Below are 13,749 nucleotides of genomic sequence, written 5' to 3'. Positions count from 1 at the left end.
GCCAGGGTGCGGGTGCGCTGGGGCTGGGACTTGCCGCCGTGCAGGGCGGCGGCGCGCACGCCGCTGTTGAGCAGGTGCTGGGTGAGCTTGTCCACCGCGTGCTTGGTGTCCAGGAACATGATCAGCCGGCCGTCGCGGGCCGCGATCTCGGTGGTCAGCTGGTACTTGTCGGTGCCGTGCACGTGCAGGACGTGATGGTCCATGGTGGTGACCGCGCCGGCGGAGGGGTCCACGGAGTGCACGACGGGGTCGGTGAGGTAGCGGCGGACCAGCCGGTCCACGTTGCGGTCCAAGGTGGCGGAGAACAGCATCCGCTGGCCCTCGGGGCGTACCTGGTCCAGCAGGGCGGTGACCTGCGGCATGAAGCCCATGTCGGCCATCTGGTCGGCCTCGTCCAGCACGGTGATGGCGACCTGGTTGAGCTGGCAGTCACCGCGGTCGATGAGGTCTTTGAGGCGGCCGGGGGTGGCGATGACGACCTCGGCGCCGCCGCGCAGCGCGCCGGCCTGCCGGCCGATCGACATGCCGCCGACCACGGTGGCCAGGCGCAGCTTCAGGGCGCGGGCGTAGGGGGTGAGGGCGTCGGTGACCTGCTGGGCCAGCTCGCGGGTGGGCACCAGGACCAGGGCCAGCGGGCGGCGCGGCTCGGCGCGCTGTCCGGCGGTGCGGCCCAGCAGGGCGAGGCCGAAGGCGAGGGTCTTGCCGGAGCCGGTGCGGCCGCGGCCCAGCACGTCGCGGCCGGCCAGGGAGTTGGGCAGGGTGGCCGCCTGGATCGGGAACGGCGTGCTCACGCCCTGCGCACCGAGCTCGGCCAGCAGCGGCGCGGGCATCTCCAGATCGGCGAACGCCTCGACGGCGGGCAGCCCAGGAGTCACCGTCACCGGCAACGCGAACTCACCCTGAGGGGCGGCCTGTCGGCGACCGTTACCGCTCGAACGGCGCGGAGCGCCGGAGCGGCCGGAGGACGGGGCGCCGAAGCGGCCGCCGCCTCTGCCGCCGGAACCACCGGAGCCGGAGCCACCGGTACGGGTGCGGTCGTAGCGATCGTTTCCACGTGTGCGCTTCATTGGGGAACCTTCCTCGATGCGGCACGTATCAAGGAATACCCGCAGCGAGTGCACAGCGCGGAGAATTGCGAGAACGAGCCGGATGAAATATGAAAGCGGCCTGGTCGGTAATAGGTGACCGACGGACCGATACGTTCGGACGAGTGGCGCGGTCCGAGCGGGCGAGCCGGACAAGGGCGAGCCCAATCAAGGAACAAGGCGGATTGCGTCCGCATTCCTGAACGGGACGTGCGTCCGGATTCCTGAATGGGGCGTATGTCCGGCGCGCCGGGAAAAGCAACGAGCTGGGGCCCGCACCCCAAGGTGCGGGCCCCAGCTGCGATGATGCGTCAGCTTCAGGCGGGAACGATGTTCTCGGCCGTCGGGCCCTTCTGGCCCTGCGCGATGTCGAAGGTCACCTTCTGGCCCTCCTGGAGCTCACGGAAGCCCTGGGTGGCGATGTTCGAGTAGTGGGCGAAGACGTCGGGGCCGCCGCCGTCCTGCTCGATGAAGCCGAAGCCCTTTTCCGAGTTGAACCACTTCACGGTGCCAGCAGCCATTTTAAATCTCCTTTGGGGGCAGTGCCCGGAGTCCACACCTTGCGGACTCCGCGTCGCCGCGATGATCACCCCGCCGGAAATGACCGGAAACACAAAAAGCGCTCCCACCGGTACGGAAACACGGTGAGGGCACTTGAAGTTTTGGGAACCACAACTGCAACTGACATCGACACTAGCACGGTACGGTCGGCACTGGGTGGTGAGTAATTCCACTTCGGCTGCCGCACAAGAAATCCTCAGTGCGCGTCGCGTTGATTTCTCTCACCGCGGCCACAGATATTGGCACGCGTGGGGCACAGCGTTTCTGCCGCCATCCGTACGCTGCCCGTCGTACTCGTACGCCGCCCGCCGCGGAACGTCGAAGGGCCCCACCGCAAGCGGTGGGGCCCTTCGACGTAGTGCCCGGTGAGGCACTGGCGGAGGATACGAGATTCGAACTCGTGAGGGGTTGCCCCCAACACGCTTTCCAAGCGTGCGCCCTAGGCCACTAGGCGAATCCTCCGAGGAAGACATTACATGACGTGGAGGAGTGCTCGCGAACCTGATCCCCGGCCGACCGGTGTGACGTGAACAACCCTGGCCGGGGAGGGGGTGCGGGTCGTTTCGGGGGCGCTGGATCAGGTACTGTGGGCGCAGCCCCTCACGTGGCGCTATCTGACTGAACTCCCCCAGGGCCGGAAGGCAGCAAGGGTAGGTCGGCTCTGGCGGGTGCGTGGGGGGCGTTTGCGTTTCCGGGGCGGGCGGCCCGTGCCTGGTGGGGCGGCCGCGCTCTGTTGCGGGGTGGCAGCGGGAAGCCGTCGGCGGGGCCGGTTGTCAGTGCGGGCCGATATCGTCGTATGCGTGTCATCCCTTGCGCTGTACCGCCGCTACCGCCCCGAGACCTTCGCCGAGGTCATCGGGCAAGAGCACGTGACCGACCCGCTGCAGCAGGCCCTGCGGAACAACCGCGTCAACCACGCGTATCTCTTCAGCGGACCGCGCGGCTGCGGCAAGACCACCAGCGCGCGGATCCTGGCGCGCTGCCTGAACTGTGAGCAAGGTCCCACTCCGACGCCGTGCGGCGAGTGCCAGAGCTGCATCGATCTCGCGCGCAACGGCCGCGGGTCGATCGACGTCATCGAGATCGACGCGGCGTCGCACGGTGGCGTGGACGACGCGCGGGAGCTGCGCGAGAAGGCGTTCTTCGGCCCGGCCAGCAGCCGGTACAAGATCTACATCATCGACGAGGCCCACATGGTCACTTCGGCGGGGTTCAACGCCCTGCTGAAGGTGGTCGAGGAGCCGCCGGAGCACCTCAAGTTCATCTTCGCGACGACCGAGCCCGAGAAGGTCATCGGGACGATCCGGTCGCGTACGCACCATTACCCGTTCCGGCTGGTGCCCCCGGGGACGCTGCGGGAGTACCTGCACGAGGTGTGCGGCCGCGAGGAGATCCCGGTCGAGGAGGGCGTGCTGCCGCTGGTCGTGCGGGCCGGCGCCGGGTCCGTGCGTGACTCGATGTCGGTGATGGACCAGCTGCTGGCGGGCGCCGGTGCCGACGGTGTGACGTATGCCATGGCGACGGCACTGCTCGGTTATACGGACGGGTCGTTGCTGGACTCGATCGTGGAGGCGTTCGCCTCGGGGGACGGGGCGGCGGCCTTCGAGGTCGTGGACCGCGTGATCGAGGGCGGGAACGACCCGCGGCGGTTCGTCGCGGACCTGCTGGAGCGGCTGCGGGACCTGGTGATCCTGGCGGCGGTCCCGGACGCGGCGGAGAAGGGGCTGATCGACGCCCCGACGGACGTCGTGGAGCGGATGCAGGCGCAGGCGTCCGTCTTCGGCGCCGCAGAGCTGAGCCGGTCCGCCGATCTCGTCAATTCCGGGCTGACGGAGATGCGCGGGGCGACCTCGCCGCGGCTCCAGCTGGAGCTGATCTGTGCGCGGGTGCTGCTGCCCGCCGCGTACGACGACGAGCGGTCGGTGCAGGCGCGGCTGGACCGCCTGGAGCGCGGGGTCGGCGCGGCCGCGCTCGGCGGCGGCCTGCCCGCGGGGCCGGGCGGTGCCCCGGGCCCCGGCGGGATGCCGGTCATGCAGCCCGGTGGCGAGGTCGCGGCGGGGTACGTACCGGGACCGGGTGCGCACGCGGCCCCGGCTGCCCCGGCCGGTCCCGCGGCCGCGCGGGCCGCGGTCCGCGGGGCGACGAGCGGCGCGGCGGGCGGTCCGACGGGAGCTCCGGCGGGCGGCCCGGCGGGCGGTGCTGCCGGTGCACCTGCCGGTGGGGCATATCCCGGTGGCGGACAGTCGGCGGCCGGGGCGGAGGCGCCGCCGGCCGGTGGCTCGGCGGGCGCCGGTGGTGGTTCGGGCGATGCGCCGGGTGAGAGTGGACAGGCGGCCGGCTCGGGCTCCGGCCTGGGCTCCGGCTCGGGGCCCGGCTCCGGCGAAGAGGGCGGCGCGGCGTCGCGCCGTCCGGGCGCCTGGCCCGGCGCCGCGAGCGGACCGGGCGGAGCCGGCGGGCCCGGCGGCCCCGGCGAGGAGGCCGGTCAGCGGCCTGGAGCCTGGCCGACGAGCGGCGGTACGGCACCGCAGGCCGGCCCCCCGGCAGGCACGACCGGTACGGCCGACGGCGGCGCGGCCGGTGGCCGGCAGCCGGGCGGCTGGCCGACCGCGGCCGCACCCGGAAGCCAGGGCGGCGCGCCAGTACAGCAGCCGTCCGCCCCGCAGGCACCCGCACCCCAGTCGTCCGCACCGCAGGCACCCGCCCCGCAGCAGCCCGCGCCCCAGCCCCCCGCGCCTCAGCAGCCCGCGGGGCAGAGCCAGCAGTACGGCTCGGGGCAGCCCGCCGGTGCGCAGGGGCCGGGTCCCGGTGCGCAGGGCGCTGCTCAGGGGACCCAGCAAGTACGGCAGATGTGGCCGGACATTCTGGAGGCGGTGAAGGGCAAGCGCCGCTTCACCTGGATCCTGCTCAGCCAGAACGCCCAGGTCGCCGGGTTCGACGGGACGACCCTGCAGGTCGGCTTCCCCAACGCCGGTGCGCGCGACAGCTTCGCGAACGGCGGCAGTGAGGACGTACTGCGCGAGGCGCTGGCCGAGCGCTTCGGCGTGCAGTGGCGGGTCGAGGCGATCATCGATCCGTCGGGCGGCGCCAACCCGCCGGGCGGCGGCGCGGCCCCGCGCGGCGGCGGAGGCTTCGGCGGCGGCAGCGGCGTCGGTGCGCCCGCAGGTGGCGGCTTCGGCGGCGGAGGCGGCGGTGGTTACGGCGGTGGCGGCGCCCCGGCCGGACCCCCGCAGCAGGCCGCGGCACCGGCCCCGCCCGCGCAGGGCGCACCCGACCAGCATGGGAGCGCGGGCGGCGGTCAGGGCGCGCAGCGCGCCCGGCAGGCCGTGGCCTCGGCCGGTGCCCAGCAGGCGCAGGCTCCGGCCGCCGAGCCCGCGTACCGCGAGCCCGAGCCCCCGCCCTTCTCGATCGAGGAGGACATGCCGGCCGAGGACGACGCCGACCTCGTCGACTCCGCCCTCAGCGGCTACGACCTCATCGTCCGCGAGCTCGGCGCGACGGTCATAGAGGAGTACAACAACGAGTGAGTCCGCGGCGGGGGCCGGGGGGAACGGAAAGTGAAGATCAACCCGCTGTATGTCGCTTTCCGTAATCGCCGCAGGCTCGTGGCGGCCCGGAGGAGACGTACATCCGTACTCCTTCCTGCGGCGTAGGGCGCAGCGGCCACGGAGCACGTAGGCTCGGGCTACCGCACCCATTTGTAGTCGTACGGCAGGAGTCCGCAGTGATCCCCGGTGGTCAGCCCGATATGCAGCAGCTGCTTCAGCAGGCCCAGAAGATGCAGCAGGACCTCGCGGCGGCCCAGCAGGAGCTGGCGCAGACGCCCGTGTCGGGGTCGGCGGGCGGTGGGCTCGTCAAGGCGACCGTGACCGGCGCCGGCGAGCTGAAGGGCCTGGAGATCGACCCGAAGGCGGTGGACCCGGAGGCGGCGACGCCCGAGGAGACGGCCGAGACCCTCGCGGATCTCGTCATCGCCGCCGTTCAGGACGCCAACGCCGCGGCGCAGAAGCTGCAGCAGGACAAGCTGGGCCCGCTCGCGCAGGGCCTCGGCGGCGGCAGCGGCATCCCCGGCCTCCCCTTCTGATCGGTACCCGGCCATCCGGTCGGTAGCCGGCCAGGAGACTCCGAACGACGGACTCCCCTTCGGCGGGGAGGCCAACTAGCGTACGGAGCAGGCGGACAGGACCACCGGAGACCAGGACCACCGGAGACAGGACCGGGGCCCGGGCGAGGGACAAGGACAAGGGAGAGAGCGTTCCGTGTACGAAGGCGTGGTTCAGGACCTGATCGACGAGCTGGGGCGGCTGCCCGGCGTCGGTCCCAAGAGCGCGCAGCGGATCGCCTTCCACATCCTCCAGGCCGAGCCGACCGACGTCCGCCGGCTGGCGAACGCGCTGATGGAGGTCAAGGCGAAGGTCCGGTTCTGCGCCGTGTGCGGCAATGTCGCGCAGAACGAGCAGTGCCAGGTCTGCCGTGACCCGCGCCGCGACCCCGCGGTCATCTGCGTGGTCGAGGAGCCCAAGGACGTCGTCGCGATCGAGCGGACGCGGGAGTTCCGCGGCCGGTATCACGTACTGGGCGGGGCGATCAGCCCCATCGAGGGCGTGGGCCCGGACGACCTGCGGATACGGGAGCTGCTGGCCCGGCTCGCCGACGGCACGGTCACCGAGCTGATCCTGGCCACCGACCCGAACCTGGAAGGCGAGGCCACCGCCACGTACCTCGCGCGCATGATCAAGCCCATGGGGCTGAAGGTGACGCGTCTGGCCAGCGGACTGCCGGTCGGGGGCGATCTGGAGTATGCCGACGAGGTCACGCTCGGGCGGGCCTTCGAAGGACGGAGACTTCTCGATGTCTGATCCCACGTTGCACAACGCCACGCAGAACCCGGACGACTTCGCCGTACAGATCTCCGACTCGATCGAGAGCTTCATCGTCGCGGTCACGGAAGTGGCGCGCGGCGACGAGCCGGACAGCGCGGTGCCCTTCCTGCTGCTGGAGATCTCACAGCTGCTGCTCACCGGCGGCCGGCTGGGCGCGCACGAGGACATCGTCCCGCAGGACCGGTACGAGCCGGACATCGGCCCGGAGCCGGACGTGGACGAGCTGCGCGAGCGGTTCGCGACGCTGCTGGACCCGGTGGACGTGTACAACGAGCTGTTCGACCCGTACGTACCGCGCAGCGCGCCCGTGGCCTGCCGGATCTCCGACGACCTCGCCGGCATCGTGACCGACCTGCGGCACGGCCTCGCGCACTACCGGGCCGGGCGGATCAGCGAGGCCCTGTGGTGGTGGCAGTTCTCGTACCTGTCGAACTGGGGCCCGACGGCGAGCGCCACGCTGCGCGCCCTGCAGTCGCTGGTCGCGCACGTACGCCTGGACCAGCCGCTGGACGAGCTGGACGGTCTGGACACCGACAGCGGTGCCGACGGCGAGGAGAACCTGGAGGAAGAGGCCGGGAAGGTCATGGCGGCGGAGATCGCCGGACCGCTGGGCCTGCACCAGGCGTGAGGGCGGCTACAGCGAGTACGGCTGCTACGGCGAGTACGGCTGTTACAGCGGGTACGGCGGGTCGCTCGGCGGCGTGAGCCACCTGGCGTGCCCCTGTACGCCCCGCCGTAACACCGCACGCCCTGTGACCTGGCTTACGTTTCCGGGTCGTTTCCGTGTGCTCCCGGCCGGAGCGGGCAGGTGGCCTGCCGAGCGGGCGCGACGGTGCGCCACGCCGGCCATTTCGGGAGATACTCGGAAGAAGGACACGGGACGTCTCGTACCGGGTCAGAGCGGTGGACGCTGAGGTCGGTCGTCGAAGGGCGATCCCGACCGGCACGTCGACCGTTTCGATCAGGTAGCGAGCAATGTGTCTCACGATGTGGTATTGGCGAGGCGGATTCCGCCTGCTCGATAGACTGAGCCGACCGCATGGCCCCTGTACAGGGGTCCGGAAACGCCCGCAGACCTGCGGAACCCGCAGGGACCCGGGCTTCCGACAGACAGTTGCGAGGAGCGAGCACACGTGGGCCTTGTCGTGCAGAAGTACGGCGGCTCATCCGTTGCGGATGCCGAGGGCATCAAGCGCGTTGCCAAGCGAGTCGTCGAAGCCAAGAAGAACGGCAACCAGGTTGTCGTGGTGGTTTCGGCGATGGGCGACACGACGGACGAGCTGATCGATCTCGCTGGGGAGGTTTCCCCGCTGCCTTCGGGCCGCGAGTTCGACATGCTGCTGACCGCCGGAGAGCGGATCTCCATGGCCCTGCTGGCGATGGCGATCAAAAACCTCGGACACGAGGCGCAGTCCTTCACGGGCAGCCAGGCCGGCGTCATAACGGACTCCGTGCACAACAAGGCACGGATCATCGACGTCACGCCGGGCCGGATCAAGACGTCCGTCGACGAGGGCAACATCGCGATCGTCGCCGGCTTCCAGGGTGTGTCCCAGGACAAGAAGGACATCACCACCCTGGGCCGCGGTGGCTCGGACACGACCGCCGTCGCGCTGGCCGCCGCGCTGGACGCGGACGTCTGCGAGATCTACACCGACGTCGACGGTGTCTTCACCGCCGACCCGCGGGTCGTGAAGAAGGCCCGCAAGATCGACTGGATCTCGTTCGAGGACATGCTGGAGCTGGCCAGCTCCGGATCCAAGGTGCTGCTGCACCGCTGCGTCGAGTACGCACGCCGTTACAACATCCCGATCCACGTCCGGTCCTCGTTCTCGGGGCTCAAGGGCACGTGGGTCAGCAACGAACCGCAAGGGGACCAGCCGATGGAGCAGGCGATCATCTCGGGCGTCGCGCACGACACCTCCGAGGCGAAGGTCACGGTCGTCGGCGTACCGGACAAGCCGGGCGAGGCCGCGACGATCTTCCGCGCCATCGCGGACGCCGAGATCAACATCGACATGGTCGTGCAGAACGTCTCGGCCGCGTCGACGGGCCTGACCGACATCTCCTTCACGCTGCCGAAGACCGAGGGCCGCAAGGCCATCGCGGCGCTGGAGAAGACCAAGCCGTCGGTCGGCTTCGACTCGCTGCGCTACGACGACCAGATCGCGAAGATCTCGCTGGTCGGCGCCGGTATGAAGACCAACCCGGGCGTCACGGCGGGCTTCTTCGAGGCGCTGTCGAACGCGGGCGTGAACATCGAGCTCATCTCGACCTCCGAGATCCGCATCTCGGTCGTCACGCGTGCCGATGACGTCAACGAGGCCGTGCAGGCCGTCCACAGCGCGTTCGGTCTCGACACCGATTCCGACGAGGCCGTGGTCTATGGCGGCACCGGACGATGACAACGGCTGATGGGCCGAGGCCGGCGGCCGACGGGCTGCCGGCACCGGCCCATGGGGCGCCGCTCCCGGACAGTGGTCCGGTGGCGGCGGCCCGGGCGGGCCGCGCGGACGACCGTGCGGCCCGCAAGCCGAACCTCGCCGTCGTCGGCGCGACCGGCGCCGTCGGCGGCGTACTGCTCGGCATTCTCTCCGAGCACGCCGACATCTGGGGCGAAGTACGGCTGGTCGCCTCCCCGCGCTCGGCGGGGCGCAAGCTGACCGTACGGGGCGCGGAGACCGAGGTCCTCGCGCTCGCCGAAGAGGTCTTCGACGACATCGACGTCGCGCTCTTCGACGTGCCGGACGAGGTCTCGGCACGCTGGGCGCCGATCGCCGCCGCCAAGGGCGCGGTGGTCGTCGACAACTCCGCCGCCTTCCGGATGGACCCGGACGTCCCGCTGGTCGTGCCGGAGGTCAACGCGCGCGCCGCCCGCGTACGGCCGCGCGGCATCGTCGCCAACCCGAACTGCACGACGCTCTCGATGATCGTCGCGCTGGGCGCGCTGCACGCCGAGTACGGCCTGAGCGAGCTGATCGTCTCCTCGTACCAAGCCGTCTCCGGCGCCGGGAAGGCGGGCGTCGACGCGCTGCGCGGCCAGCTGTCCGCGGTGTCCGGTACGGAGCTGGGGACGACACCCGGGGACGTGCGGCGGACCGTCGGCGACGATCTCGGGCCGTTCCCCGCGCCGGTGGCGCTCAATGTCGTGCCGTGGGCCGGGTCACTCCAGGAGGACGGCTGGTCCTCCGAGGAGCTGAAGGTCCGCAACGAGTCCCGCAAGATCCTCGGACTGCCGGACCTGCGGGTCACCGCGACCTGCGTCCGCGTACCGGTGATCACCACGCACTCGCTGACCGTGCACGCGCGCTTCGAGCGCGAGGTCACGGTGGCCGGGGCGCACGAGATCCTGGCCGCGGCGCCCGGCGTCGTACTGTGCGACGACCCGGGGGAGGGGGAGTTCCCCACGCCCGCCGACGTGGTCGGCACGGATCCGACCTGGGTCGGGCGGGTGCGCAGGTCGCTGGACGACCCGCGCGCGCTCGAACTCTTCGTGTGCGGCGACAACCTCCGCAAGGGCGCCGCGCTGAACACCGCGCAGATCGCCGAGGTGGTCGCGGCGGAGCTGACGGACGGCAGCTGACGGGCGGAAGCTGATGGGCGGGAGCTGACAGGCGAAAGCCGGCGGGCGGAAGCCGGCGGTCAGGGAATACTTGAAGTTCGAAGAACCCACTCCCCAAGAGCCTGCCCGGTGGGTAATAATTCGATGATTACTTGTGAAGGTCCTGTGGGCGGACCATGCGTCCTGGTCCCTTGATCAGGGCCGATGGACCGCTCGGCCATTCGCTCCCCGTCGTGCTGCAACCGCAGCCGCGCGGGGAGCGTCTTTGTCGCCGCCCCTCCTGGGCGTTCGGCACGGCACGGTTCGGCGACGCGCACGCACGGCGTACGGCGAAGGCCTCGAGAGGGGCGCGGCAAGTACGTAAAACGCCCTTATGGGCAAGGGCAATACGGGGCATCGGGGAAGAGCTGGTACGCATGAGGGCATTCAACGCATCGCCAAAAACGGTGCCTTGCGCGTACAACCCTGACGGGGGGAAGCGTGTCCAACAGGCGTGGCAGAAGTACTCGGCATTGCAATCGGCCCTGGGAGCGCGGGCGGCGCGGCTGTGGCGCGGCCGTCGCGTACTCGCATCCCCGGTGGCATGCCGGTGATCGCCCCCTGGCCCGCCGCGCGTCCCACGCAGGCACCGTCCCAGCACGGGAACGCTGACGACGCGATGGCAGCGGGCACGACAGTCGACCACCTCACCGAGACCTACAGAGCGCACTACCGCTCCCTGCTCGGTCTCGCCGCGCTGCTCCTGGACGACACCGCGTCCTGCGAGGACGTCGTCCAGGAGGCGTTCATCCGCGTGCACTCCGCGCGCGGTCGCGTACGCGAACCCGAGAAGACCCTCGCCTATCTGCGGCAGACGGTCGTCAACCTCTCCCGCTCCGCACTGCGCCGCCGCATCCTCGGGCTGAAGCTGCTCTCCAAGCCGATGCCCGACATGGCGAGCGCCGAAGAGGGCGCGTACGAACAGCTGGAACGGGACCAATTGATCAAGGCGATGCGCGGTCTGCAGCGGCGCCAGCGCGAAGTCCTCGTGCTGCGCTACTTCGCCGACATGACCGAGGCGCAGGTCGCCGAGACGCTGGGCATATCGCTCGGCTCGGTGAAGGCGTACGGCTCACGGGGTATCGCGGCGCTGCGCGTCGCCATGGAGGCTCCGGCATGACCAGCAAGCAGCACGGCCCGCACGAGCCCGCATCGGAAGGCTCACCGGGCCAGCACGGAACGGCGCGCCCGGAGAACGGGCCGCCGGAGCGGGAAACGCACGGCGGGGACGGACGGTCGCGGCGGGAAGCGCACGGCGAGGACGGGCAGTCGCAGCGGGAAGCGCACGGAGCTTCGGCTTCGCCGCCGGATGACAACGGTGCCATGAACAGTGCCATGGGAGACGGCGGGCGTGGCGGGCCCGACGCCGACGGCGGCTTCGGTGAGCCCGACCTTGGTGAGGCTGGGTCCGACGGGACCGGGCTCGGCGGGACCGGGCTCGGCGGGGCCGGCTTCGGTGGCGGTGGTTCCGGAGGCGGTGGCGAGGACGAGCTGCGGAATCTCCTGCAGTCCGCCGTCCAGGACCTGGCACCGTCCCCCGACTCCCTCGAAACGCTCCGCCGCGCGGTACCGGCCCGGCGCAGGCGCCGCCGGCACGCCGTGGTCGGCGCGGCCGCCGTACTGCTCCTCGGCGGTACGGCCATGCCCGCCATGCTGCACGTCGCCAACGGCGGAGACGATGCCATCGACCGCCGCGCCAACGCCGCCAGCAGCTCCGAGGCGCACGTCACCACCGGCGGCACCAAGGGCGGCACGAGCCGACGGCACAGCGACCGCCCGGCCGGCAAGGACGGCAAGAAGACCGACAAGGACGGCAAGCGGACCGGTAAGGACGAGGGCAAGGCCAAGGACGGCAGGGCCGAGGAGCCCGGCGGCCCCGCCGCCGACCCGACCGCGACGATGGACGTCACCTCGCCCACCTGCCTGCGCGCCCAGCTCGGCAGCGGCAGCGGCAGCCTCGGCACGCCCGACGCCGAAGGCCGCGTCTACGGCGCCCTGCGGATCGTCAACACCTCCACCGCGACCTGCTCGGTCGACGGCGGCGGCAGCGTGATCGCCGTCGCCCAGGGCAGCGCCGACCCGACCCGCGTGCAGGTCGTCGACCACACGGCGGGCGACGCCGCGCCGGGCCTGCCGGACCCGGCCGTCGCCCCCGACCAGATCGTGCTGAAGCCCGGCCAGGCGTACGAAGTGAAGTTCGCCTGGATCCCGGCGGAGGGCGGCGGGCCTTCGGGCTGCGCGGCGCCCGGTACGCCGACGCCCGGCAGCTCCGAGGGGGCGGGCTCCGGCGAGCCGGCGAACCCCTCCTCGGCCGACGGCAGCGGCGACCAGGCGGGCGGCGGCAGCGAGGGGCCGGCGGACGGCGGTACGCAAACGGCCAGCGTGGCGGTCAGCCACACCCCGGAGGCCGGCGAGCCGTCGGCCGCGGCCACCACGATCAACGACGCGTGCGCCGGGACGGTGTACCGCACGGGCCCGCTGCCGGGGCAGTAGGGCCGCTGCCGGGCGGCAGGACCGTCGTTCGGGGAGCGGGGCGGTACTGGGTCAGGTACGGGCCCGCCGTCCGGGTACGAGGCACGTGCCCGTACCTTTGATGGTGTGTACCGGTTCCTGCTCACCCCGCGATGGTGGGGAATCAACGTCTTCGTCCTGCTGGCGATCCCCGTGTGCGTCTTCATGGGCAGCTGGCAGCTGAGCCGCTTCGAGGACCGCGTCGACACGCACCAGCAGCAGGAACACCAGGCGGCCGACGCCAAGACCGCGGCCGCCCGCCCGCTGACCCGGCTGCTGCCCGTCGACAAGAACACCTCCGGCCGGCGCGCCACCGCGACCGGGCACTACGACACCGGCCACCAGCTGCTCGTCCCCGGCCGGCAGCTCGGCGAGCGCACCGGTTTCTACGTACTGACGCTGCTGCGCACGGACGGCGGCAAGGCGCTGCCCGTCGTACGCGGCTGGCTGCCGGGCGACGCGGACGCGAAGGCCGATACGGCGAAGGTACCGGCGCCGCCGCATGGCGAGGTGACCGTCACCGGCGCGCTGCAGGCGTCGGAGAACCAGGGCACGGACGGCGTACAGACCGGCGGCGGCCTGCCGCAGGGACAGCTCGGCATGATCAGCGCGGCGTCGCTGGTCAACATCGTGCCGTACGACGTGTACGACGCCTGGATCACGGTCTCTCACGCCCAGGGGCCGATGAAGGCCGTGCCGCCGGCCGCGGCCGAGGGCAGCGGACTCGACCTCAAGGCGTTCCAGAACCTCGGCTACACCGGCGAGTGGTTCGTCTTCGCGGGCTTCGTGCTCTTCATGTGGTTCCGCCTCTTCCGCCGCGAGTCCGAAGCGGCCCGCGACGCGGCACTGGGCATCCCGACGGAGGGACTGGGAGCGGGGCAGGGGCCTGGAGCGGGGCCGGCGGCCGAGGCTGAGCCGGGAGCTGAGCCCGGATCGGCGGCTGAGCCGGGATCGGCGGCTGAGCCGGGGTCGGGCAGCGTTCCTGAGTCCGGTGCTGAGCCGAAGGTCCGTTCCGGCTCTTGAGGGGCGGCCCGGCGGGCGGCTGCCCGGCCGGCTCGGTTGGAGCGCTTCCCGGGGGCCTCCCCCCCCCGCCCCCCGCCCCCTCCCCCCT

At 71.7% G+C, this 13,749-nt stretch carries 11 protein-coding genes, 1 tRNA gene and 1 other RNA gene; 10 read left to right on the top strand and 3 right to left on the bottom strand.

Going from position 1 to position 13,749, the window contains the following annotated elements:
* The 3 genes from ACZ4MH_RS32650 to ACZ4MH_RS32640 form a co-directional block, all read right to left on the bottom strand.
* Positions 1–1,067: DEAD/DEAH box helicase (locus ACZ4MH_RS32650; RefSeq protein WP_467754829.1), on the bottom strand; the 1,067-nt coding region annotated here is incomplete at its 3' end.
* A gap of 335 nt (positions 1,068–1,402) precedes the next feature.
* Complete coding sequence (locus ACZ4MH_RS32645) at positions 1,403–1,606, bottom strand: cold-shock protein (RefSeq protein ID WP_031049505.1); 204 nt, start codon at positions 1,604–1,606, stop codon at positions 1,403–1,405.
* A 414-nt stretch (positions 1,607–2,020) separates the two neighbouring features.
* A tRNA-Ser gene (locus tag ACZ4MH_RS32640) sits at positions 2,021–2,108 on the bottom strand.
* A 129-nt stretch (positions 2,109–2,237) separates the two neighbouring features.
* Here ACZ4MH_RS32640 and ffs point away from each other — a divergent pair.
* From ffs to ACZ4MH_RS32590, 10 genes are all read left to right on the top strand, one after another.
* Positions 2,238–2,336: signal recognition particle sRNA small type (ffs, locus tag ACZ4MH_RS32635), an RNA gene on the top strand.
* Positions 2,337–2,446: 110 nt separating this feature from the next.
* Positions 2,447–5,170 carry a DNA polymerase III subunit gamma and tau gene (locus ACZ4MH_RS32630; protein ID WP_467754828.1) on the top strand — a complete coding sequence of 908 codons (2,724 nt, stop codon included), beginning with the start codon at positions 2,447–2,449 and terminating at the stop codon, positions 5,168–5,170.
* 197 nt (positions 5,171–5,367) lie between these two features.
* The gene (locus ACZ4MH_RS32625) at positions 5,368–5,727 is read left to right on the top strand and encodes a YbaB/EbfC family nucleoid-associated protein (RefSeq protein ID WP_351593301.1); all 360 of its coding nucleotides are present in this window, start codon (positions 5,368–5,370) and stop codon (positions 5,725–5,727) included.
* A gap of 175 nt (positions 5,728–5,902) precedes the next feature.
* The gene (gene recR, locus ACZ4MH_RS32620; protein WP_351593298.1) at positions 5,903–6,502 is read left to right on the top strand and encodes a recombination mediator RecR; all 600 of its coding nucleotides are present in this window, start codon (positions 5,903–5,905) and stop codon (positions 6,500–6,502) included.
* The gene (locus tag ACZ4MH_RS32615; RefSeq protein WP_351593296.1) at positions 6,495–7,154 is read left to right on the top strand and encodes a DUF5063 domain-containing protein; all 660 of its coding nucleotides are present in this window, start codon (positions 6,495–6,497) and stop codon (positions 7,152–7,154) included. Before recR ends, ACZ4MH_RS32615 begins: the two co-directional genes overlap by 8 nt.
* A 505-nt stretch (positions 7,155–7,659) precedes the next feature.
* Complete coding sequence (locus ACZ4MH_RS32610; protein WP_351593293.1) at positions 7,660–8,931, top strand: aspartate kinase; 1,272 nt, start codon at positions 7,660–7,662, stop codon at positions 8,929–8,931.
* Between the two features lie 80 nt (positions 8,932–9,011).
* Positions 9,012–10,109 (top strand): aspartate-semialdehyde dehydrogenase, encoded by a 1,098-nt coding sequence (locus ACZ4MH_RS32605; protein ID WP_351593290.1) that lies wholly within the window; start codon positions 9,012–9,014, stop codon positions 10,107–10,109.
* A gap of 562 nt (positions 10,110–10,671) precedes the next feature.
* Positions 10,672–11,247 carry a SigE family RNA polymerase sigma factor gene (locus ACZ4MH_RS32600; protein ID WP_351593287.1) on the top strand — a complete coding sequence of 192 codons (576 nt, stop codon included), beginning with the start codon at positions 10,672–10,674 and terminating at the stop codon, positions 11,245–11,247.
* A complete protein-coding gene (locus ACZ4MH_RS32595; protein ID WP_351593284.1) occupies positions 11,244–12,620 on the top strand; it encodes a DUF4232 domain-containing protein in 1,377 nt (458 codons plus the stop codon). Before ACZ4MH_RS32600 ends, ACZ4MH_RS32595 begins: the two co-directional genes overlap by 4 nt.
* 105 nt (positions 12,621–12,725) lie before the next feature.
* Positions 12,726–13,661, top strand: coding sequence for an SURF1 family protein (locus tag ACZ4MH_RS32590; protein WP_351593281.1), 936 nt, complete (start codon positions 12,726–12,728; stop codon positions 13,659–13,661).
* Positions 13,662–13,749 lie beyond the last annotated feature (88 nt).

Source organism: Streptomyces sp. NPDC026301 (assembly GCF_055567935.1).
Note: the sequence above shows the minus strand (reverse complement) of the source record. Positions and strands in the feature narration are given on the sequence as shown.

What these genes read in the sequence shown, in the direction of transcription:
- ACZ4MH_RS32645 (WP_031049505.1), bottom strand. Translation starts at nt 1,606, where the DNA reads ATGGCTGCTGGCACCGTGAAGTGGTTCAACTCGGAAAAGGGCTTCGGC.
- ACZ4MH_RS32615 (WP_351593296.1), top strand. Translation starts at nt 6,495, where the DNA reads ATGTCTGATCCCACGTTGCACAACGCCACGCAGAACCCGGACGACTTC.
- ACZ4MH_RS32600 (WP_351593287.1), top strand. Translation starts at nt 10,672, where the DNA reads ATGCCGGTGATCGCCCCCTGGCCCGCCGCGCGTCCCACGCAGGCACCG.
- ACZ4MH_RS32595 (WP_351593284.1), top strand. Translation starts at nt 11,244, where the DNA reads ATGACCAGCAAGCAGCACGGCCCGCACGAGCCCGCATCGGAAGGCTCA.